We start from the raw sequence: 21,805 nt of genomic DNA, 5'->3' as shown, positions 1-21,805 counted from the left end.
GGGCAGCCTACGGCGCCGGGGTGCGCACCCGCCCGCCCAGGGTGAGCGTGCGCTCGTCGGCGCGGTCGAGGATGCCGACGACGAGCAGCTCCGAGCCGTCGCCGCGGGAGAACGTCGACTGCGCCGCCAGGCCGGGCTCGGCTGCCGGAGGCGTGCCCTCCGTGAAGCCGGCCGCGAGCAGCGGTGCCCGGACCGCGGCGAGCAGGCCCGCCGCGTCCTGGGCCGTGCGCAGGTTGAGGCTGATCTCCGTGAGGTCGGTGCCGTCGACCGGCTCGGCCGACGAGACGAGCACCTCGGCGCCGTCCGGGACGGGCACCAGCGCCGTGGGGAAGCCGTCGGCTACCTGGCCGACCGCCGAGTGCGACGAGTCCGCGCCCTCGGTGAGCAGCGTCTCCGACGGAGCGGGCGCGGGCGTGCCGAGCGCGACGGCGCTGCTCGTGGGGGCCTCCCGGCCGGGGCTGCTGGTCGAGCACCCGGCGGCCGACACGGCGACCGCGAGCGTCACGACGACGGCGGCGAGGCCGGATCGGGCGCGCGCGAAGGCGGCGGTGTGGCTGGACATCGGGACAGGTTAGCCGCCCGACCCCGGTGTCGAGCCGCCCACATGCCCCGGCGTCGGGCGGCGCCTGCACAGATCTGTCGGTGACCCACCGGGGGAGCACCACGGTCGGGTGGGGTGGCGCCATGCAGACCACCACGCTCCGGGTGAACGAGCCCCGGGAGATCCTTGCGCTCGTCCCGCACCGGCTCGGCTTCCGCCCGCGGGACAGCGCCGTCGCCGTCAGCCTGCGCACACCGCGCGGCGCCGTCGGGCTCGTCGTCCGGGTGGACCTCCCGCACCTGGCCGACCCGACCGACGGCCCGACCCTGGCGCGGTCGCTCGTCTCGCTGCTCGACCGGGACACGGCGCGGCGCGCCATCCTCGTCCTCTACACCGAGCGCGACCCCCGCGGCGAGGACGGCCCGGCGCACCAGGCCGCCCGGCACTTCCGCGAGGCCGCGGCGCAGCCCCTCGGCGACGTGCTGGTCTGGGTGGTCACGGCCGACGGCTACCTCGCGCTCGACTGCACCGACGACTGCTGTCCGCCGGGTGGCCGGCCGCTGCGTGACCTCGACGCGACGCAGGTCGGGGCGACGCTCGTGCTCGCGGGCTCGGCGGTCGCCGACTCGCGCGAGGACCTCGCGCGGATCCGCCCGGAGGTCGGGGAGGTCCGGCGGTCGGTCGCCCGCGTCCGGCGCCGGTGGGAGCGCCGGTGGCAGGACGCCCTGGTGGCGGGGCCGGACGCGCTCGGGCGGTGGCGCCTGGAGTCGATCGCCGCGTGGCGTGCCGCGGTGGCCCTCGTCGCCGCCGAGGGGCCCGGTTCGGGTGGCTCTCCGTGGGGCCGGCTCGAGGTGGGCCTGGCCGACAAGGCGGTGCGGGACGGCGTGCTGGTCGCGCTGGTGCCCGGCACCGGTGACCTGCCCGAGCGGTGCGTCCGGGGCTCGGCCGAGGGGCTGGACGCCGCCCTCGAGGGTGCGATGGCCATGATCATCGACCCGCACCGGGGTGTCGTCCCTCCCGCTCGGGCCACCGGCCTGCACGAGGCGGTGCTCGAGGCCGTGGTCGCGCGCGGCCGGGCGGGCGCGCAGGCGCCGGCCCTGACCCTGCTCGCGGTGCTCGCGTGGTGGCAGGGCGACGGTGCACGGGCCCGGGTCCTGCTCGACGGAGCGCTCGACGCGCAGCCCGACTACCGGCTCGCCGGGCTGCTCGACGACGCGCTGCGGGCGGCGATCCCGCCGGGTTGGGTCCGGCACCCGGACTGACCTGCGGCGAGATCGCACGCGGTGCGCTCGTGGCGACCCTCAGCCTCCGGTAGCGTCACGGTCACGGCGGAGTTGCCGCGGGACGAGGGGAGGACCGATGGGCATCGTGGTCGGCTATCTGGCCACTCCGGAAGGTCGGGCGGCTCTCGGAGCGGCGATCGAGGAGGCGCGCCAGCGCGGCACGGGGGTCGTGGTCGTGGTCAGCGCGCGACCGGACGAGCCGGAGGAGCAGCGCAACGCGGTCGAGGCGGAGCTGGACCGGGTCCGGTCGGACCTGGCGGCGGCGGGCGTCGACCACGAGGTGCGGCTGCTCAGCGGCGGCGACGTCGCGGACGACCTCATCGCGACCGCGGAGGAGGTGGGCGCCCAGCTCGTGGTCCTCGGCCTGCGCCGACGCAGCCCGGTAGGCAAGCTCATCCTCGGCGCGAACGCCCAGCGGGTGCTGTTCGACGCCCCCTGCCCGGTGCTCACCGTCAAGCCGGGTCCGGTCTGAGGGTCCGGCCGGGGGTTCTCCTCGCGGACCGTGGTCCGGCCCGGCGGGGCTGGGAATCTCTGGCCGGTCCCGTTCGTTGAGCACGGGTATCCCCCCGGAGCCGTCCCTGACGGCCGTGTCGTCGTGCCCGTGATCGCGCCGAGCGGCCCCTGCGGTCGGTACAATGTCTATCTACCTCCCGGCCCCGTTCCGGGTGTCGCGCTGCCGAAAGGTCGTTCGTGTCGTCCCAGACCCCGCATCCCGCTCTTCCGCGTGAGTTCGAGCACCCTGCCCTCCAGGACCTGGTCCTGCGCGGGCGCACCCACGGCACCGTGGGCGCCGAGGAGCTGCGCACCGCGTGCGAGCAGGCGGACGTCCAGGACGCCAAGCGTCTTCGCGCCGTCGTCCGTGGCCTCGCGACCGCCGGCATCGGCGTGAACGAGCCCGTCGTCGCTGCTCGCGCAGTCGCGGCGACCAGTGCCAAGGCGCGCCCGTCGACCAAGGCCGTCCTGCCGTCCGACGACGAGGCCGCTCCCGCGGCCAAGCCGGCCACCGCCCGCGCGGCGGCCACCAAGACGACCGCCGCCAAGACGGCGGCCGCCAAGCCGGCAGCGGCGAAGACCGCCGCCGCCAAGAAGGCCGCGCCCGCCGCGGCGAAGGGTGACGCCGCGGCCGAGCCCGCCGAGGACGAGGTCGTCGAGGGCGAGGAGATCGATCTCGAGGCCATCGAGGAGGTCGTCGTCGAGGCGGTCGACGTAGTCGAGGTCGTCGAGGACGCCACCGACTCCGACGACGAGGACTCCGAGGACGGCGACGAGAAGAAGCCGGCGGCCAAGGAGGACGAGAGCGAGGACAGCGGCTTCGTCTACTCCGACGCGGACGACGACGACGCTCCCGCGCAGCAGGTCGTCACGGCCGGCGCCACCGCTGACCCCGTCAAGGACTACCTCAAGCAGATCGGCAAGGTCGCGCTGCTGAACGCCGAGCAGGAGGTGGACCTCGCCAAGCGGATCGAGGCCGGCCTGTTCGCCGAGGAGCGGCTGAACGCGGGCATCACGATGGAGCCCAAGATCAAGCGCGAGCTCGAGTGGATCGCGAACGACGGTCGCCGGGCCAAGAACCACCTGCTCGAGGCCAACCTGCGCCTCGTCGTCTCCCTGGCCAAGCGCTACACCGGCCGCGGCATGCTGTTCCTGGACCTGATCCAGGAGGGCAACCTCGGTCTGATCCGCGCGGTCGAGAAGTTCGACTACACCAAGGGCTACAAGTTCTCGACGTACGCGACGTGGTGGATCCGCCAGGCCATCACCCGCGCCATGGCCGACCAGGCCCGCACCATCCGCATCCCGGTGCACATGGTCGAGGTCATCAACAAGCTCGCCCGCGTCCAGCGGCAGATGCTCCAGGACCTGGGCCGCGAGCCCACGCCCGAGGAGCTCGCCAAGGAGCTCGACATGACCCCCGAGAAGGTGGTCGAGGTCCAGAAGTACGGCCGCGAGCCCATCTCGCTGCACACGCCGCTCGGTGAGGACGGCGACAGCGAGTTCGGAGACCTCATCGAGGACTCCGAGGCGGTCGTCCCCGCGGACGCCGTGAGCTTCACGCTCCTGCAGGAGCAGCTGCACCAGGTGCTCGACACCCTCTCCGAGCGCGAGGCGGGCGTGGTCTCGATGCGCTTCGGCCTGACCGACGGCCAGCCGAAGACCCTAGACGAGATCGGCAAGGTCTACGGCGTCACGCGCGAGCGGATCCGCCAGATCGAGTCGAAGACCATGTCGAAGCTGCGCCACCCGTCGCGGTCCCAGGTGCTGCGCGACTACCTGGACTGAGTCCGGACCGACGATGCCCCGCACCGCCTCAGGCGTGCGGGGCATCGCTGTGTCCGGGATCACATCCGAAGTGCGTGAATCGTCCGGCGACCGCGTCGACGCGCGCATCTAGGGTGCGCGTGGCGTCCTGCGGGCTCTCGATCCTGCCGAGCTGGGCGGCCGATCCCGCCTCGATGCCAGGAGCACGACGATGCACCACCCCGGACGGACCCGACTCGTCGCCCGCGCAGCGATCCTCGCGCTCCTGCTCGTCGTGGGATCCGCGGCGATCCCCACGACCGCAGAGGCCGCCGACCCCGCCGCGCTGAGCCGGTACGTACCCCTCGCGCCCACCCGGGTGCTCGACACCCGCACCGGCGTGGGCGCGCCTCTCGCGCGACCGGCTGCCGGAGCACTGGTCGAGCTGCAGGTGACCGGACGTGGGGGTGTCCCGGCGACGGGGGTGACCGCGGTCGCGCTCAACGTGGTCGTGACGAACCCGCGCCAGCTCGGGTACGTCCAGGTGATCCCGACGGGCGCGGGAACCCCGGGCGCCTCGTCGAACATCAACGTCTTCTACGCCGGTCAGACGGCGTCGAACCTGGTGACCGTCCCCGTCGGCGACGGTGGCCGGGTGACGCTGTACGACGTGGCCGGCGGCGACCTCGTGGCCGACGTCTCGGGGTACTTCGCGGCTGCGCCGCAGAGCACCGGCGGGCGCTACCAGGCGCTCAGCCCCACCCGGGTGGTGGACTCCCGCGACCGCACGGGCCTGCCCGCGCTGACACCGCCGAGCGGGCCGACCGCACCCGCGAACCCCGGGGACGTCCGCAACTGCGGCGACTTCGGCACCTGGGCGGACGCCAACTCCTGGTTCTGGACGTACTACCCGTACTACGGCGACGTCGCCCGGCTGGACGGCGACAACGACCTGATCCCGTGCCAGGCACTGCCCGGCCATCCGTCGACCCCTCAGCCCCCGCCGCCCCCGCCGGGTCCGCCGCCCTTCGACCCGCACCCGATGCCGGCCGCGGGCGAGTCGCTCACCGTCGGGCTCACCGGCCGCGGTGGCGTGCCGGCCAGCGGCGTCTCGTCGGTCGCCATGACGGTGACGGCCACCCAGTCGCGGTCGGCGGGCTTCGTGCAGGTGGTGCCGACGGGCGGCGCCACCGCGCTCGGCACGACGTCGAACATCAACCTCACCGGCGCCGGGCAGACGGTCGCCAACCTGGTGATCGTCCCCGTCGGCGTGGACGGGAAGGTCTCCTTCTACACCTCGAGCGGCGCGCACGTCGTCGTGGACGTCGTCGGGTACTTCACCGACGACGCCGCGCAGTCGAGCTCCGCCGGCCTGTTCGTGCCGGTCACGCCGGGACGGCTCGTCGACAGCCGCCAGGGCGCCGCCCTCGCGGCCGGGTCGCAGACCGCGGTCGCTCCGCTGGGACGGGTCGGGGTGCCGTCGACCGGCGTGTCGGCGGTGTTCGTGAATGCCACCGCGACCCAGACGGCGGCGGCGGGCTACCTGCAGCTCTTCCCCGAGCAGCAGGGAACACCGGGGAGCTCGTCGAGCGTCAACTTCACGGGTGCGGGTCAGACCATCGCCAACGCCGCGCTCGGCACGCTGGGCTCGGGCGGGCGGGTGACGCTGTACACGCCCACCAGCACTCACGTGCTGATCGACGTGCTCGGGTACTTCACCGACGGCTCGCCCACGCCCACGGGGGAGCCGGCCGGGCTGCAGGTCCGCCCGGCGGGCGAGCCCGCGGTGGCCTACGACCGCGCCACGTGGCGGCACTGGGTCGACGCCGACGGCGACTGCCAGGACACCCGGGCCGAGGTGCTGATCGCCGAGTCGATCACCCCGGTCGTCCTCGACCCCGCCGGATGCGTCGTCGTCTCGGGCACCTGGATCGACCCGTACACGGGTGTGACCTGGACGCAGGCCTCTGACCTGGACATCGACCACCTGGTCCCGCTGAAGAACGCGCACGACTCGGGCGCCTGGACCTGGGACGCGGCGCAGAAGCAGGCATACGCCAACAACCTGTCCGACCCGGACGCGCTCGTCGCGGTGGAGGACGCCCTGAACCAGTCGAAGGGGTCTCGCGGCCCCGACGAGTGGAAGCCGCCCGCGGTCGGCGAGTGGTGCGCGTACGCCACCGCCTGGACCAGGATCAAGAAGGCCGGGGCGCTGACCGTCACCGCGGCCGAGCTCGACGCGCTCGGCACGATGCTCGCGACCTGCTGACACCGTCAGTGTTGACTAACGGTTAGTGAAGGCTGACGATAGACCGATCAGCGCACCGACCGGAGGTGGGACATGGGCAACGCCGTCATGTGGTTCGAGATCACCAGCACGAACCCGGACCGAGCACGCGACTTCTACACCAAGCTCTTCGACTGGAGCAGCGAGGCGCCCCCGGAGCTCGGCGGGTACAACCTCATCGAGACGGGAGCGCCGGCCGAGACGATCGGGGGCGGGATCGGCGCCGCGGACCCCGACGGCCTCCCGCCGGGCATCCTGCTGTACGTCCGGGTGGACGACCTCGCCGCGACTCTGACCAAGGCGGCCGAGCTCGGAGGATCCACCCTGCTGGAGCCCATGAAGCTGCCCGGCGAGAACGGCAGCGTCGCGATCCTCGCCGACCCCGACGGGCATGCGGTAGGACTGTGGGCGTGAGCCAGACCGACACCGTGCTCAAGGCTCTCGCGGAGCCGCGGCGCCGCCAGATCCTCACGCTGCTCGCGCGCGACGAGGTGCCCGTCGGCCGGCTGGCCGAGGAGTTCGACGTGACGCGCAGCGCGGTGAGCCAGCACCTCAAGGTGCTCGAGGACGCGGGGCTGGTGACGAGGCGGACCGAGGGCACGCGGAACTTCTACCGCTCGCGACCCGAGGGGCTCGCGGGGTTGCGCGCCTACCTCGACCAGACGTGGGCGGCCTCGCTCGACGCGGCCCGGCGGCTGGTCGAGGTCGAGGTCGGGGTGCTCGACGCGGACGGCACCGAGAGGGACGACCGTGCGACGGCCTGAGCTCGCGCTGGCCGCCCCGCCGGTGCACCAGGCCACGACCGTCCGCGCCGACGTGCACCGGACCTTCGACGTCTTCGTGCGGGAGATCGGCGTCTGGTGGCCGGTCGAGCCGTTCTCGTCGGGCGGCGACCGCGTCCGCGACGTGAGCATGGACGGCCGGCTCGGCGGGAGCGTCGTCGAGACCTGGGACGACGGCACCACCCGGGTCTGGGGCGAGCTGGTCGCGTGGGACCCGCCGCACGGGTTCACCATGTCGTGGCTGCTCACCCCCGAGCCGACGGAGGTCGAGCTGACCTTCCGTCCGCTCGGCGCGGCGCTCACGCGGGTCTCGGTGGAGCACCGCGGCTGGGAGCGCATGACCGAGGAGCAGCTGGGCGGGGCCTGCGCGCTGCCCGAGGGCTACCGCGGCGGGTCGTACGTGCGCGGCTGGGGCATGATCTTCGACCGCCTCGTCGCCCACGTCGAGGCGGGCGCGGAGTGAGCCAGGTCAAGTACGTCGTGCTCTATGAGTCCGGGCCCGACGTGCTCGCGCTGGCGCCCGTGCACATGGCGGCCCACTCGGAGCACTACGAGGACTACGCCGCGCGGGGGCTGCTGGTGGCCATCGGGACGTTCGAGCAGCCCGAGGTGAACGGCTCGATGTGTGTGCTGACCACCCGCGAGGCGGCGGAGGAGTTCGCGGCGACCGACCCGTTCGTCGTGCACGGCGTCGTCCGGAGCTACCGGGTGCACGCCTGGACGGACGTGCTCGCCTGACGTCGGAGGGCGCAGACAGACCACGAGGCCCGGACCATCAGGTCCGGGCCTCGCGTCGTCAGGTCGGGGTGAGCTGCGTCAGCTCGCGGCGCCGGCTCCGGCTCCGTGCTCGGCCAGCAGGCGGTCGGTCTCGTCCTGCACGTGCGTCGCCAGCTCGGCGAACTTCGGCGCGTGCTCGCGCGCGTGGTGCGCGCAGAAGAGCAGCTCTCCCACGGGGAGGACAACTCGGACATAGGCCTGTGCGCCGCAGCGGTCGCAGCGGTCGGCCGCGGTCAGTGGATGCGTCATGGTCCCGGTCACGAATACATAGAACCATCCCGCTCGCGGATCGATGGCACCCGGGGCGGGTGGTTCGCTCACCGCGTAGTGGACTGTAACCAGCCCGCAACACGGCCGTTGCCGGCGGCATGGTGCCGTGAGGCTGTGGGCACCGGCGACTACCATCGGCCCGTGACGACGACCTCCTCGCAGTCCGGCTACACCGCCCGGCACCTGTCCGTGCTGGAAGGGCTCGAGGCGGTCCGCAAGCGCCCCGGCATGTACATCGGCACCACCGACAGCCGCGGGCTCATGCACTGCCTGTGGGAGATCATCGACAACTCGGTGGACGAGGCGCTGGGCGGGCACGGCGACCGGATCGAGATCATCCTGCACGCCGACTCCTCGGTGGAGGTGCGCGACAACGGCCGCGGCATCCCGGTGGACATCGAGCCCAAGACGGGCCTGACGGGCGTCGAGGTCGTGTTCACCAAGCTGCACGCCGGCGGCAAGTTCGGCGGGGGCTCGTACGGGGCGTCGGGTGGGCTGCACGGGGTCGGCGCCTCGGTGGTCAACGCGCTGTCGGCTCGGCTGGACGTCGAGGTCGACCGCGGCGGCCGCACGCACCGCATGACGTTCCACCGCGGCGAGCCGGGCACGTTCGACGACCGCGGCGGCCTCAGCCCGGACAACCCCTTCGAGCCGTTCGTCTCCGGCTCCGAGCTGGCCATCGGCGGCAAGGTCGCGCGGGCGCGCACCGGCACGCGAGTCCGGTACTGGGCCGACCCGCAGATCTTCCCCAAGACGGCCGTCTTCGCCTACGACGAGCTGGTCACGCGTGCGCGGCAGACCAGCTTCCTGGTGCCCGGGCTCACCCTGGCGGTGCGCGACGAGCGCGGGATCCCCGGCACGCCGGGCGCGGACGGCCCGCACGAGGAGACGTTCCTGCACAGCGGCGGCGTCCTGGACTTCGTCGACCACCTGGCGCCCGACACCGCGGTGACCGACACGTGGCACCTCACCGGCACGGGCTCGTTCACCGAGACGGTCCCGGTGCTCGACGACCGCGGCCACATGACGGCGCAGGAGGTGTCGCGCACCTGCGACGTCGACATCGCGCTGCGCTGGGGCACGGGGTACGACACCGAGGTCCGCAGCTTCGTCAACATCATCTCGACGCCCAAGGGCGGCACGCACCTGGCCGGGTTCGAGGCCGGGCTGCTGCGCACGATGCGCAAGGCGGTCGACGCCAACGCGCGGCGGCTCAAGATCTCGGCGCGCGACACCTCGGAGCGCATCGAGAAGGAGGACGTCCTCGCCGGCATGACCGCGGTGGTCACCGTCCGGCTGGCCGAGCCGCAGTTCGAGGGCCAGACCAAGGAGGTGCTGGGCACCGGACCGGTCCGCGCCATCGTCGCCAAGGTGCTGGACACCGAGCTCGGCGCGATCTTCGTGTCGCCCAAGCGCGACCACAAGGCGCAGTCCTCCCTGCTGCTCGACAAGGTCGTGGGCGAGATGCGCGCGCGGCTCTCGGCGCGCAAGCAGAAGGAGATCTCGCGCCGCAAGAACGCGCTGGAGACCTCGTCGCTGCCCGCCAAGCTGGCCGACTGCCGCAGCGACGACGTCGAGCGCAGCGAGCTGTTCATCGTCGAGGGCGACAGCGCGCTGGGCACGGCCAAGCTCGCGCGCAGCTCGGACTTCCAGGCGCTGCTGCCCATCCGCGGCAAGATCCTCAACGTCCAGAAGGCGTCCATCACGGACATGCTCAAGAACGCCGAGTGCGCGGCGATCATCCAGGTGGTCGGCGCCGGGTCGGGCCGCTCGTTCGACCTCGAGGCCGCGCGCTACGGGAAGATCGTGCTGATGACGGATGCTGACGTCGACGGCGCGCACATCCGGACCCTGCTGCTCACGCTGCTGTTCCGGTACATGCGCCCGCTGGTCGAGGCCGGGCGCGTCTACGCCGCCGTGCCGCCGCTGCACCGCATCGAGGTCATCGGCGGTGGCGGCCGCAAGAACGAGTACGTCTACACCTACTCCGAGGCCGAGCTCGCGGCCACGCTGAAGAAGCTCGACCGCGCCGGCAAGCGCTACAAGGACGACATCCAGCGCTACAAGGGCCTGGGGGAGATGGACGCCGACCAGCTGGCCGAGACGACCATGGACCCGCGCCAGCGCACGCTGCGCCGGGTGACCGTCGAGGGCGCCCAGCGGGCCGAGGAGGTCTTCGAGCTGCTCATGGGCTCGGACGTGGCGCCGCGCAAGGACTTCATCGTCGCGGGCGCCGACGGCCTGGACCGCAGCCGCATCGACGCCTGAGCCCGGGCTAGAGCAGGGGGTCGTCGAACAGCCGCAGCTCCTCCTCGTCGGGCGGCTGGAAGAGCGGCGCCCACGTGTCGAAGTGCTCGCGCGTGATCGGCGCGGCCGTCCACTCGCCCGTCGCGGTGCGCCGCTCGGACCGCCGGACGAGCTCGTCCACCGGTGCGGAGACGTAGTGCAGCTCCACCGCGACCCCGAGGGCGCGCGCCCCGAGCCGCTTCTGGTCCCGCTCGGCCCGTGCCCAGTGACCCCACTCGAGGATGACGCTCTGCCCGAGGCCGAGCAGCTCCTGCGTGAGGTCCCACAGCAGCCCCTCGACGCGGTCCCGGAGCTCGGGGTCCCACACGTCGCCGCCGAGCCGCGTCACCCACGCGTCCTTGTCCAGCCGGATCGCGGGCAGCTGCGCGGCCAGCCGTCGTGCGAGCGTGGACTTGCCCGAGGCGGGCAGGCCGCAGATGAGCACCAGGCGGGCGGGTGGCGGCGGCACGCGATCATCGTGCCGCCTTTTCGGTTGCCGTGACCGGGCGGCGCCGGGGAGGGTGGTCGTCGTGACCGCCACCGACCTCGCGCCCATCGCCGAACGCGCCGCCGCGCCCGCCGAGCTCCCGATGCCCACCAGGACGCCCGGCCTCGACTGGCGTCCGCTCACCCGCGAGGACGTGCCGGCGCTCACCCGGCTGGTGACCGCGGTCGAGGAGGCCGACGGCGCGCCCTACCGGATGTCGCAGGAGGAGATCGACGAGGAGTTCGACGGCGCCTGGAAGGACCACGCCCGCGACACGCTGGCCGGTGTCGACGCCGACGGCGTGATCCGGGCGTACGCGCGGGTGAACCAGCCGCCGGGCGACGCCCGGGTGGTGCGAGCCTTCCTCGACGGCGCCGTCGACCCGCAGTGGCGCGGGCGGGGGATCGGGCGGCAGCTGCTGGCGTGGGAGGAGGCGCGCGGGCGCCAGCTGCTCGCCGCGTCCGGCAAGGACCTGCCCGCCCGGCTCGCGGCGTTCACGGACGACAACGCCGAGGCCACGGTCCGGCTGCTCCGCGCCGGCGGCTTCACGCCGGCGCGGTACTACGCCGAGATGCGGCGACCCCTGGACGTCGAGCTACCCGCGATCGACGTGCCGGCCGGTCTGAGCATCGTGCCCTGGCGCCCGGACCTGGACGAGCAGGTGCGCCTGGCCCACAACGAGGCCTTCGCCGACCACTGGGGGAGCGAGCCGCGCACGGCCGAGGACTGGTCGCAGGGGCGCAGCATGTTCGCCCCGACCTGGAGCTTCGTCGCCGTCGACGACGCCACGGGCGAGGTGGCCGGGTACCTGATGTCGGGCCGGTTCGAGCACGACTGGCCCGTCATCGGCTACAAGGCGGGGTACACCGACCTGCTCGGCGTCCGGCGCGCGTGGCGGGGCCGTCGCCTGGCGCCCGCGCTGCTGGCGACGGTGATGGCCGCCTACCGGGCAGACGGGATGGACATGGCCGAGCTGGGCGTCGACACCGCGAACCAGTCCGGCGCGCACCGCCTGTACGAAGGTCTGGGCTACGCGGTGTTCCACAGCTCGACGCTGTTCTCGATCGAGCTCTGAGCCGCGCGGCGAACCGTCCTCGCGGCCGCCCCCGCGCGGGTTAGCATCGGCGCGGCGGGACGACGAGGTCCGGCCGTTTCTGTCGCCGGACGACGTCGTCCGGCCTCGAGGAGGTCGCCGTGGGACGTTCGCTGTCCATCGCCGCGCGCACGTGGGTCGCGGTCTTCGTCGCTGTGGTCGTCGTGCAGCTCACGGCGGAGGCGACCGGGGCCGAGGACCTCGCGCGGGTGAGCCAGTGGCTCCTCATGCCGGTGCTCGCCGCGGTCGTGGCGTCCGCCACCCGGTGGCCGCGTGGGCACCTGGTGACGTGGGTGCTGGTGGCGCTCGGGTTCTCGTGGCTGGGCGACCTGGTCCCGTCGCTGGTCGGCGACGACGCGTCCTTCCTGGTGATGGTCGGCTTCTTCCTGCTCGCGCAGGTGGCCTACGTCGTGGCGTTCGCCCCGCACGCCGGGCGCTCGGTGCTCCGGCGCCGCCCGGTGCTGCTGCTGCCGTACGCCGCGGTGCTCGTCGGGCTGGTCGCCGTGTGCGCGCCGGGCGCGGGCGCCCTGCTGGTACCCGTGGCCGTGTACGGGGGCGTGCTGACGGCGATGGCGGTGCTGGCCACGGGGCTCGGCCGGCTCGCGGCCGTCGGCGGCGCGGTGTTCCTGGTGAGCGACAGCCTCATCGCCCTCGACGCGTTCGTGCCGTCGTGGGACCTCGCCGGCCAGGGCTTCTGGGTGATGCTGACGTACGTCGTCGGCCAGGGTCTGCTGGCGTCGGCGGTGGTGGTCCGCAACGCCACCGAGCGTCGCGCGCCCCAGCTGCGACCGGTCCGCGCGCCCGCCCAGCGTCCCCCGGTCCCCGACAACGTGGTGGCGCTGGTCTGAGTCAGCCGATCGCGTGGACCGGCGCCGTCAGGGCGGTGCCGGACATGTCCCGACGAGGGTCGAGCGGCGGCAGGTCGACCGGCTGGCCGGCCGAGCCGGTCGCCCACGCGGGGGCGGCACCCACCCACGCGAGGATGAGCGCGTCCTCGTTGCGCAGGAACCGGTGCGCCCGGACCCCGCCCGTCGCGCGCCCCTTGCCCGGGTAGGCCTCGAACGGAGTGACCTTGGCGGAGCCGGCCTGCGTGCCGGGCAGCGCGCCCGAGGCGCCGGCGACGGTCACGACGACGGCGCCGGCCACCTGGTCGGCGCGGACCGCGCCGAACGCGACCACCCGCTGGCCAGCAGCGAGCTTGATGCCGGCCATGCCGCCCGCGGCGCGGCCCTGCGGTCGCACCGCGGAGGCCGGGAAGTGCAGCAGCGAGGCGTCGGAGGCCACGAGCACCAGCTCGTCGGAGTCGGCCACGGCGGCGACGCCGACCACCTCGTCGCCGTCCTTCAGCGAGATCGCCTCCCAGGCGTCGCGGTTGCCGGGGACGTCGCCTGAGGTCACGCGCTTGATCGTCCCCTGCACGGTGGCGAGGGCGAGGGTCGGGGCGTCCGCCGCGAGCGAGGTCAGACCCACCACGCGCTCGCGCGGCAGCAGCGTCACCACCTCGCCGAGCGGCACGCCGCCGGACAGGGACGGGGCGCCGTCGGTCGGGGGGAGCCCCGGCAGGTCCAGCACCGAGACGCGCACCACGCGGCCCTGCGACGTCACCACGCCGATCTCGGCGCGCGCCGTGGTGGGCACCGCGGCCGACACCACGTCGTGCTTGGCACGGCGCGCACCCTCGACGCGGGCAGGCAGCTCCTCCGAGGCGGTCCGCGCGAGCAGCCCGGTGCCGGACATCAGCACCCAGCACGGGGTGTCGGCGATCTCCAGGGGCGCGGCGGTGCCGCGGGCCGCCGGGGCACCGGTGACCGACGTGCCGCCGGCCGACTCGAGCAGGATCGTGCGGCGGGGCGTGCCGTACGTCGCGGCGACCTCGGCCATCTCCTGCGACACGAGAGCGCGCAGGCGGGCGTCATCCCCGAGGATCTCGCGCAGCTCCGCGATCTCCTCGGCCAGCTGCTGCTGCTCCTTCTCCAGCTCGATGCGGGAGAACCGGGTGAGCCGGCGCAGCCGCAGCTCGAGGATGTACTCGGCCTGGGGCTCGGACAGGTCGAACACGCTGCGCAGGCGGGCGCGGGCCGTGTCGGCGTCGTCGGACGTCCGGATGACCTGGATGACCTCGTCGATGTCGAGGATGGCGACGAGCAGGCCCTCGACCAGGTGCAGGCGCTCGAGCCGCTTGGCCAGCCGGAACTCGGAGCGGCGGCGCACCACGACCAGCCGGTGCTCGACCCAGACCACGAGCAGCTCGCGCAGGCCGAGGGTGCGGGGCTGGCCGTCGACCAGCGCGACGTTGTTGATGGAGAACGAGTCCTCGAGCGGGGTGTAGCGATAGAGCTGCTCGAGCACGGCCTCGGGGTGGAAGCCGGTCTTGATCTCGATGACCAGGCGCAGGCCGTGCTGGCGGTCCGTCAGGTCGACCGCGTCGGAGATGCCCGAGAGCTTCTTGCTCTGCACCCCCTCCTTGATCTTCTCGATGACCTTCTCGGGGCCCACCGTGTAGGGCAGCTCCGTGATGACGATGCCCTTGCGCTTCGCCGTGACGTTCTCGATCCGCGCGGTCGCCCGGGTGCGGAACGCGCCGCGGCCCGTCCGGTACGCCTCGCGCACGCCGTCGAGCCCGACGATCTTGCCGCCCGACGGCAGGTCGGGCCCGGGCACGAACCGCAGCAGGTCCTCGAGCGTGGCGTCCGGGTGCAGCACCAGGTGGCGGGCGGCGGCGACGACCTCGACCAGGTTGTGCGGCGCCATGTTGGTCGCCATGCCGACGGCGATGCCGGCCGCGCCGTTGACCAGCAGGTTCGGGATCGCCGCGGGCAGGACCTCGGGCTGGGTGAGCTTGTTGTCGTAGTTGGGCACGAAGTCGACGACGTCCTCGTCGAGCCCCGTGGTCATGGCCAGCGCCGCGGGCGCCATGCGCGCCTCGGTGTACCGCGGGGCGGCCGGGCCGTCATCGAGCGAGCCGAAGTTGCCGTGGCCGTCGACCAGGGGCAGGCGCAGCGAGAACGGCTGGGCCAGGCGGACCATGGCGTCGTAGATCGCCGCGTCGCCGTGCGGGTGCAGCTTGCCCATGACCTCGCCGACGACGCGCGCCGACTTCACGTAGGGGCGGTCGGGGCGCAGGCCCATGTCGGACATCTGGAAGAGGATGCGGCGCTGCACGGGCTTGAGGCCGTCGCGGGCGTCGGGCAGGGCGCGCGAGTAGATGACCGAGTAGGCGTACTCGAGGAACGAGCCCTCCATCTCGGCGGCGACGTCGATGTCGACGATGCGCTCGACGAGGTCCTCGGGCGGGAGGTCGGGGGTCGCGGGGCGACGCGCCATGGGTGCTGCTCCTCGGGGGCGGGACTGCGGTGCGGCGACCATTGTGGACCGTGCGGCGGGGCAGACGGGCCGCGGCGCGCTGATCCCGAAGCCACAGTGGGCGGTCGCCCGCACTACCGTGGCCGACATGGCAGACGTCGAGGCTGACGACCGCGCGCGACCGGTACCCGCGTACCCGTCCGCGTGGGAGGCGGACGTCGTGCTGCACGACGGCTCCACGACGCACGTGCGCCCGATGCGACCCACCGACGCCGACGCGCTGCAGGCGTTCCACGTCGCCCAGTCGGAGCGCTCGACCTACCTGCGGTTCTTCGCCCCGCTCGAGCGGCTCCCCGAGCGCGACCTCGAGCGGCTGGTGAACGTCGACCACGCCGATCGCGTCGCGCTGGTCGCCGTGTCCAGCGGCGCGGACCCCGACGACGTCGAGCAGATCATCGGCGTCGCGCGCTACGACCGCATCGACGACGACGAGGCCGAGGTGGCCTTCAACATCGCCGACGCCCACCAGGGCCGTGGGCTCGGGTCGGTGCTGCTCGAGCACCTCGCGGCGGCGGCCCGCGAGCGGGGCGTCCGGCGGTTCGTCGCCGAGGTGCTGCCGCAGAACGGCCGCATGATCAGCGTGTTCCGGGACGCCGGCTACGTGGTCCGCCAGGTCACCGAGGACGGGATCGTCGCGGTGGGGTTCGACATCGACCCCACGGACCGGTCCCTCGCGGTGATGGCGGACCGGGAGCACCGCGCGGAGGCCCGGTCGATGCGCGACCTCCTGCACGCGGCGTCGGTCGTGGTGGTCGGTCCCGGCGCGGACCAGGGGGAGACGCTCGCGGGCCGGCTGGCCGCCCGGGTGCTCGCCGACCTGCGGGCGGGGGACCCGTCCGTGGTGGTGCACGCGGTCGCGGTACCCGGCGCCGACCCGCACCTGACGCTGGCCGACGTGCCCGCCCCGGTCGAGCTGGCGGTGCTCGCCGTGCCCGCGGGCGAGGCCACGGACGTGGTGCGCGGCCTGGCCCGGCTGGGCGTCCGGGGGGTCGTCATGCTCACCTCGGGCTTCGCCGAGCAGGGTCCCGAGGGGCTCGACCGGCAGCGCGCGCTGCTCCGGGCGGCGCACGGGGCGGGCATGCGGCTGGTGGGACCGGGCTCGTACGGGATCGTCGCGACTCGCGAGGGCGGCCTCCAGCTCAACGCCTCGCTGGCGCACACGCCCCCCGCGCCCGGCCGGATCGGCCTGTTCTGCCAGTCCGCGCCGCTCGCGGTGGCCCTGCTGGCGGCCGTCGGGCGCCGGGGGATCGGCCTGTCGCAGTTCGTCTCGGCCGGGCACCGGGCGGACGTGTCCGGCAACGACCTCATGCAGTTCTGGGCCGACGACGACGGCACGGACGTGGTCGGGCTGTACCTGGAGTCGCTGGGCAACCCGCGCAAGTTCTCGCGCGTCGCCCGGCGGCTGTCCCTGACCAAGCCCGTGATCGTGGTGACGGCTGGCCGGTCCGGGCAGGTGGTGCCGCCGGGCCACGCGGTGCGGCCCACCCACGCGCCGCCCCGGACGCTGGCCGAGGTGCTGCGGCAGTCCGGCGTGGTCCGCGTGGAGAACACCCACCAGATGCTCGACGTCGCGCAGGTGCTCGCGCACCAGCCCCTGCCCGCGGGTCGACGCACCGCGATCCTGGCCAGCTCGGCGTCGGTGGCGGCGCTCGTCGCCGAGGCGACGGCGGCCGCCGGCCTGGTGGTCAGCGGGCACGTGCAGCTGCTGCCCGAGGACGCCGACCCCGAACGCGTCCGCGCGGCCGTCGACGAGCTCTACGCCGACCCGGACAGCGACGTCGTCGTCGTCGTGCGGATCCCGACCGTCGGGGGACCCGACGCGGTGCTGCACGAGGCCGTCGCGCAGGCCGCGGCCCGGTCGGGGAGGACCACGGTCGCCTGCATGTACGACCTGCACGGGCTCACCCCCGAGCTCACGGCGGCCGACGAGGCCGGCCGGCCCTGGACCGTGCCGGCCTACAGCACGCCTGAGGACGCGGCTCTGGCGCTCGGGCACGCCGCGCGGTACGCGCAGTGGCGCGCCGGGGACCGCGGGCGACCGCTGCACCCTCCCGGCGCGCAGACGCGCGCGGCGCGGCGGCTCGTGGCCGGCTGGCTGGCCGCGGAGGGTTCCGGCGAGGCGGCGCTCGAGCTCGACAGCGAGCGGACCGCGGAGCTGCTCGCGACGGTGGGCTTGAGCGTGCTGCCGTCGCTCCGGGTGCGCGACGCCGACGAGGCCGTGGCCGCCGCGGAGCGCCTCGGCTGGCCGGTCGCGCTCAAGACGACGGCGTCGGCCCTACGGCACCGTGCCGACCTCGGCGGCGTGCGGCTCGACGTCGCCGACGAGGTCGAGCTGCGCGCCGACGTGGCCCAGGTGCTCGCCCTCGCGGCGGGGCTCGAGGCCGCGGACGGCGACGAGCCGCTCGAGGTGCAGGCGATGGCCCCGCACGGCTCGGCCTGCGTGGTGCGGTCCGTGGAGGACCCGCTGTTCGGACCGATCATCAGCTTCGGGCTCGCCGGCGACGCCTCGGACCTGCTGGGCGACGTCGCGTACGGCATCCCGCCCCTGACGGACGTCGACGTGGCCGAGCTGATCCGCACGGCGAGGGCGGCCCCCCGGCTCTTCGGCTACCGCGGGCTGCCCGCGCTCGACGTCGCCGCCCTCGAGGACGTCATCGCGCGCATCGCGGTGCTGGCCGACGACCTGCCCGAGCTGCGCTCGCTCGAGCTCAACCCCGTGGTGGTCTCGGAGCACGGCGCGGTCGTGCTCGGCGCCCGCGTGGCCGTCTCGCGCGCGGACCGGGCCGACGCCACCCGTCGCCTGTCGAGGGTGTGACCGGGTGCGCGCTCGCCGGACACGGTCGCCGAGGTGGGAGGATGGGCGGGTGCCCGCTGCTGCTCCCGCCCTGCACCATGACCTCCACCGTGCCGGCTACTACCCGGAGCTCGTCGTCGACGTGCTCGACGTGGCCCTCGCCGACGAGGAGGTCGTGGCTCACCTGGTCCACCCCGAGACGACGTTCGACGCCGCCGAGGTGCGCCGCCACGTCACCGTGCTGGTCCTGACCCCGACGCGCCTGGTGGTCGCCCACGTCGACGACCACCCGGCCGACTCCGAGCACCCGTCGGCGTCCGCGTCCGCGACGACCGAGGCGGTGCCGCTGGCCGAGCTGACGTCCGTCGCGCTCACCCACGTGGTGCCGCTGCCCGAGAAGCACGTGCCCGGCCAGCCGGCGCAGGAGCTCACGCTCGTGATCGGCTGGGGCGCGGTCTCCCGCGTGGACCTCGAGCCGGCCACGTGCGGCGACCCGAGCTGCGACGCCGACCACGGCCTGACCGGCACGCTCGCGCCCGACGACGTCGTGGTCCGCGTGAGCTCCGCGGCCGAGGGCGTCGACTCGGTGCGCGCGGCGACCGCGTTCGCGCGCCAGCTGTCGGCGGCCAGCGCACGGGTCCGATGACCGACCTCGAGGTGCCGACGACCGCCGCACCGTCCGGGCTGCTGTCCGCCGACCTGGTGGCTCCGGGCGTCGGCTACCCGTGCCTCGGTCGCGTGCTGCCCGGGGTGGCGGGGGCGATCGGGGTGGACACGGTCGCGGACGCGGCGAGCTCGCAGGCGCTGCTCGGGCTGCCCTCGGCGTCACGCGTCTGCGTGGTGCTGGTGGACGGCCTGGGCCACACCAACCTGGCCGAGCGGGCCGGGCACGCGCCCTTCCTGCGGCGCCGGCTGGGTGACTCCGCGCCGCTGACCAGCACGTTCCCGTCGACGACCGCGACCGCGATGGGGACCTTCGGGGTCGCGCTGCCGCCCGGGCGCACGGGGATGCTGGGCTACACGGTCCGCGACCCCGCGACCGGGCAGCTGGGCAACCTCGTCAGCTGGACCGGGCTGCCGCCCGCGCGCGAGTGGCAGCGCGAGCTCACGGTCTTCGAGCAGCTGGTCGCGGCGGGGACCACCGTCACGAGCATCGGCCCGGCGCGGTTCTCCGGCTCGGGCCTCACCGAGGCGGCGCTGCGCGGTCCGACGTACCGCGCCGCGGAGTCGCTGGCGGCGCGCGTGGACGCCACCGTCGACGCGCTGCGGGCGCCCGGCGTGGCGTACCTGTACTGGGGCGACGTCGACAAGGCCGGGCACCACCACGGCTGGGGCTCGTGGCAGTGGGGCGACGCCCTCGCCGAGCTCGACGCAGAGCTCGGCCGGCTGGCGCGCCTGCTCCCGCGCGACACGCTCCTGCTGGTGACCGCCGACCACGGCATGGTGGACGTGGACCGTGCGGCCCGGTGGGACGTCGCGACGGATCCCGCCCTGTCCGCCGGCGTCGAGCTGGTCGCGGGGGAGCCCCGCGCGCTGCACCTGCACCTGGCGGCCGACGCCGAGCCGACCGTCGTGGCGGACCGGTGGCGCGAGGTGCTCGGCGCGTCGGCGGTCGTCGCGACGCGCTCCGAGGCCGCGGCGGACTCCTGGTTCGGGGAGATCTCCGAGCACGTGCTGCCCGTGATCGGCGACGTGGTGGTCGCCATGACCGGCCGGGCGACGGTCGTCGACTCGCGCACGCAGACGCCCGGGTCGCTCGACCTCATCGGTGTGCACGGGTCGCTGACCCCCCACGAGATGCTCGTCCCGTGCGTGGTGGTCGCCTGATGGCCGAGCTCGTCTTCTTCTCCGGCACGATGGACAGCGGCAAGTCGACGCTCGCGCTCCAGATGCACCACAACCACGCGGCCCGCGGTCGCGACGGCGTGCTGTTCACGCGGCACGACCGCGCCGGCGCCGCGACCATCTCGTCCCGGCTCGGCCTGACCCAGCGCGCGCACGAGGTCGACGACTCCACGGACTTCTGGGCGGACGTCATCGCGCGCCGGACGCACGGGCGGCCCGTCGACTACCTCATCGGCGACGAGGCGCAGTTCTACACCGCGGAGCAGGTGGAGCAGCTGGCGCGCGTGGTGGACGAGCTGGCGGTGGACGTCTACGTCTTCGGCATCTCGACGGACTTCCGCGCCCGGCTCTTCCCGGGCGCCGCCCGGCTGGTCGAGCTGGCCGACCGCGTGGAGATCCTGCAGGTGCGTGCGCTGTGCTGGTGCGGCGCGCGGGCCACGCACAACGCCCGGACCGTCGGCGGGATCATGGTCGTCGAGGGCGCCCAGGTGGTGGTCGGCGACGTCCAGGCGGGTGCCGACGAGGTCGCCTACGAGGTGCTGTGCCGCCGGCACCACATGCGCCGGATGACCGCCGCCGCCGCGCGCGCCTCGTCCACCAGCGCCCAGACGCTCGCGTCGGTCGACGAGCTGAGCCTCTAGCTACCGACCTCTGGTCATTCTGGCTTCGCCCCGAACACGATCTCGTCCCAGCTCGGCACCTTGGCCCGGCCGCGCCGGCTGCGGGGCCGCTCGGCCTCGTCGTGCTCGACGGCCGCGGCCGCGGGCGTGGTGACGGGCTCGGGCACGGCGGTCGGCGGGGGATAGACGACGGCCTCGTCGGCCGCCTCCGCCGGGTGGGCACCGGGCACGGACGCGTCCAGGCGGCCGAAGTCGAAGGCGTGCTGCGGGCCGAAGCCCTCGAACGCCTCGGCGTCGTCGTCGTCCTCGTCGCCCAGCTCGACGGCCTGCCGCACGCCGCGACGGCTGCGCAGGTCGTCCAGCAGCGACGCCGTCTGCTCCTGCGGGTCCGGCGGCGGGGCCTGCTCGACCGCGACCTCGTCGTCCTGGGGGCGCAGTGTCGGGCCGTCGCCCTGGAAGTCGAAGACGACGTCCCGGACGGCCGCGAGGTGGCGACGCGACACCGGCTCGTCGGGGATCTCGGTCTCCGACAGCCACCGGGCCTCGTCCTCGACGGCGACCACGGTGCGCTTGGCGGGGTCGAACGTCCAGCGTGCCTCGTGCTCGGTGTCGCCGACGGCGAACCGCGCGAGGACCACCCACGGCCCCGAGGCGTCGCGGGCGGCGTCCCAGGCGAGCGACGCGAGGTCGACGCCGCGCGCCGCCAGCCGGTCGGTCACCAGGTCGCCGAGCGTGGGGGCGCCGACGTCGCGGCCGACGCGGGTACCCCGCGCCTGCTCGGCGATGTGCTCGCGCTCGGCCAGCACCGGCCCCTCGTAGCGGCGCACGCGCTCGACGGGCAGGCCGGCGTCGTCCGCGACCTCCTGCGTCGTCGCGCCCGCGCGGATCCGCGCCTGGATCTCCCGCGGGCTCAGCGTGCCGGCGCTCTCCGCGCGCAGCTGCTCGAGCTGCGGGCGGTCGCGACGCACGGCGGCCCGCAGCGGCTCGTCGATGCGCACGCGGAAGCGCGCGCCGTCCGGGGCCACCAGGACGAGATGCTCCCCGTCCTCGTGCAGACCCACCAGCTCCAGCTCACCCATGCGACCTCCCGGTAACTCGGCACGAGCCTGCCACCGATCGGCCGCCAGGGCGCGCACCCG

The 21,805-nt window shown here is 74.3% G+C and carries 20 protein-coding genes; 15 read left to right on the top strand and 5 right to left on the bottom strand.

Annotated elements, in window-relative coordinates; all coding sequences use genetic code 11:
- Window positions 1-7: 7 nt before the first annotated feature.
- Complete coding sequence (locus tag AB5970_RS08060) at window positions 8-562, bottom strand: hypothetical protein (RefSeq protein WP_370503410.1); 555 nt, start codon at window positions 560-562, stop codon at window positions 8-10.
- A 122-nt stretch (window positions 563-684) separates the two neighbouring features.
- On the opposite strand from AB5970_RS08060, the gene AB5970_RS08055 reads away from it, so the two are divergent.
- The 8 genes from AB5970_RS08055 to AB5970_RS08020 all read left to right on the top strand — a co-directional run bounded on the left by AB5970_RS08055 (window position 685) and on the right by AB5970_RS08020 (window position 7,869).
- Window positions 685-1,803, top strand: a complete 1,119-nt coding sequence (locus AB5970_RS08055; protein ID WP_370503409.1) for a DUF4192 domain-containing protein — start codon at window positions 685-687, stop codon at window positions 1,801-1,803.
- Between the two features lie 97 nt (window positions 1,804-1,900).
- Complete coding sequence (locus AB5970_RS08050) at window positions 1,901-2,296, top strand: universal stress protein (RefSeq protein ID WP_370503408.1); 396 nt, start codon at window positions 1,901-1,903, stop codon at window positions 2,294-2,296.
- 218 nt (window positions 2,297-2,514) lie between these two features.
- Window positions 2,515-4,104: an RNA polymerase sigma factor gene (locus AB5970_RS08045; protein WP_370503407.1), complete on the top strand. Its 1,590-nt coding sequence runs from the start codon at window positions 2,515-2,517 to the stop codon at window positions 4,102-4,104.
- A gap of 190 nt (window positions 4,105-4,294) precedes the next feature.
- Window positions 4,295-6,331, top strand: a complete 2,037-nt coding sequence (locus AB5970_RS08040) for a DUF1524 domain-containing protein (RefSeq protein ID WP_370503406.1) — start codon at window positions 4,295-4,297, stop codon at window positions 6,329-6,331.
- Window positions 6,332-6,403: 72 nt separating this feature from the next.
- Window positions 6,404-6,763 (top strand): VOC family protein, encoded by a 360-nt coding sequence (locus AB5970_RS08035; protein WP_370503405.1) that lies wholly within the window; start codon window positions 6,404-6,406, stop codon window positions 6,761-6,763.
- Window positions 6,760-7,113, top strand: coding sequence for an ArsR/SmtB family transcription factor (locus tag AB5970_RS08030; RefSeq protein WP_370503404.1), 354 nt, complete (start codon window positions 6,760-6,762; stop codon window positions 7,111-7,113). Before AB5970_RS08035 ends, AB5970_RS08030 begins: the two co-directional genes overlap by 4 nt.
- Window positions 7,100-7,594 carry an SRPBCC domain-containing protein gene (locus AB5970_RS08025; RefSeq protein ID WP_370503403.1) on the top strand — a complete coding sequence of 165 codons (495 nt, stop codon included), beginning with the start codon at window positions 7,100-7,102 and terminating at the stop codon, window positions 7,592-7,594. The genes AB5970_RS08030 and AB5970_RS08025 overlap by 14 nt, the downstream gene beginning before the upstream one ends.
- Entirely contained in the window at window positions 7,591-7,869 is a 279-nt protein-coding gene (locus AB5970_RS08020; RefSeq protein WP_370503402.1) for a YciI family protein, read from the top strand. The genes AB5970_RS08025 and AB5970_RS08020 overlap by 4 nt, the downstream gene beginning before the upstream one ends.
- A 78-nt stretch (window positions 7,870-7,947) precedes the next feature.
- Here AB5970_RS08020 and AB5970_RS08015 read toward each other — a convergent pair whose 3' ends face one another.
- Window positions 7,948-8,157, bottom strand: a complete 210-nt coding sequence (locus AB5970_RS08015) for a DUF7455 domain-containing protein (protein ID WP_315096168.1) — start codon at window positions 8,155-8,157, stop codon at window positions 7,948-7,950.
- Window positions 8,158-8,319: 162 nt separating this feature from the next.
- Here AB5970_RS08015 and AB5970_RS08010 point away from each other — a divergent pair, with 162 nt between their 5' ends.
- Window positions 8,320-10,446, top strand: a complete 2,127-nt coding sequence (locus tag AB5970_RS08010) for a DNA gyrase/topoisomerase IV subunit B (protein ID WP_370503401.1) — start codon at window positions 8,320-8,322, stop codon at window positions 10,444-10,446.
- A 7-nt stretch (window positions 10,447-10,453) separates the two neighbouring features.
- On the opposite strand, the gene AB5970_RS08005 is transcribed toward AB5970_RS08010, so the two are convergent.
- Entirely contained in the window at window positions 10,454-10,933 is a 480-nt protein-coding gene (locus tag AB5970_RS08005; RefSeq protein WP_370503400.1) for an AAA family ATPase, read from the bottom strand.
- A 61-nt stretch (window positions 10,934-10,994) separates the two neighbouring features.
- Here AB5970_RS08005 and AB5970_RS08000 point away from each other — a divergent pair, with 61 nt between their 5' ends.
- Window positions 10,995-12,026, top strand: coding sequence for a GNAT family N-acetyltransferase (locus tag AB5970_RS08000; protein WP_370503399.1), 1,032 nt, complete (start codon window positions 10,995-10,997; stop codon window positions 12,024-12,026).
- 119 nt (window positions 12,027-12,145) lie between these two features.
- A complete protein-coding gene (locus tag AB5970_RS07995) occupies window positions 12,146-12,892 on the top strand; it encodes a lysoplasmalogenase (RefSeq protein WP_370503398.1) in 747 nt (248 codons plus the stop codon).
- A gap of 1 nt (window position 12,893) precedes the next feature.
- On the opposite strand, the gene AB5970_RS07990 is transcribed toward AB5970_RS07995, so the two are convergent.
- Window positions 12,894-15,368: a DNA gyrase/topoisomerase IV subunit A gene (locus tag AB5970_RS07990; RefSeq protein WP_370503397.1), complete on the bottom strand. Its 2,475-nt coding sequence runs from the start codon at window positions 15,366-15,368 to the stop codon at window positions 12,894-12,896.
- Between the two features lie 127 nt (window positions 15,369-15,495).
- On the opposite strand from AB5970_RS07990, the gene AB5970_RS07985 reads away from it, so the two are divergent.
- Genes AB5970_RS07985 through AB5970_RS07970 form a run of 4 tightly spaced genes read left to right on the top strand, consistent with a single transcriptional unit; the run spans window position 15,496 to window position 20,687 of the window.
- Window positions 15,496-18,222 carry a GNAT family N-acetyltransferase gene (locus tag AB5970_RS07985; RefSeq protein WP_370503396.1) on the top strand — a complete coding sequence of 909 codons (2,727 nt, stop codon included), beginning with the start codon at window positions 15,496-15,498 and terminating at the stop codon, window positions 18,220-18,222.
- A 49-nt stretch (window positions 18,223-18,271) separates the two neighbouring features.
- A complete protein-coding gene (locus tag AB5970_RS07980; protein WP_370503395.1) occupies window positions 18,272-18,847 on the top strand; it encodes a DUF5998 family protein in 576 nt (191 codons plus the stop codon).
- A complete protein-coding gene (locus AB5970_RS07975) occupies window positions 18,844-20,028 on the top strand; it encodes an alkaline phosphatase family protein (protein ID WP_370503394.1) in 1,185 nt (394 codons plus the stop codon). Before AB5970_RS07980 ends, AB5970_RS07975 begins: the two co-directional genes overlap by 4 nt.
- Complete coding sequence (locus AB5970_RS07970; protein ID WP_370503393.1) at window positions 20,028-20,687, top strand: thymidine kinase; 660 nt, start codon at window positions 20,028-20,030, stop codon at window positions 20,685-20,687. The genes AB5970_RS07975 and AB5970_RS07970 overlap by 1 nt, the downstream gene beginning before the upstream one ends.
- 14 nt (window positions 20,688-20,701) lie before the next feature.
- On the opposite strand, the gene sepH is transcribed toward AB5970_RS07970, so the two are convergent.
- Window positions 20,702-21,745, bottom strand: a complete 1,044-nt coding sequence (sepH, locus tag AB5970_RS07965) for a septation protein SepH (RefSeq protein WP_370503392.1) — start codon at window positions 21,743-21,745, stop codon at window positions 20,702-20,704.
- Between the last annotated feature and the right edge of the window lie 60 nt (window positions 21,746-21,805).

Origin of the sequence: Cellulomonas sp. ICMP 17802 (assembly GCF_041295535.1) — a bacterium.
Taxonomy (GTDB): Bacteria; Actinomycetota; Actinomycetes; order Actinomycetales; family Cellulomonadaceae; genus Cellulomonas.
Note: the sequence above shows the minus strand (reverse complement) of the source record. Positions and strands in the feature narration are given on the sequence as shown.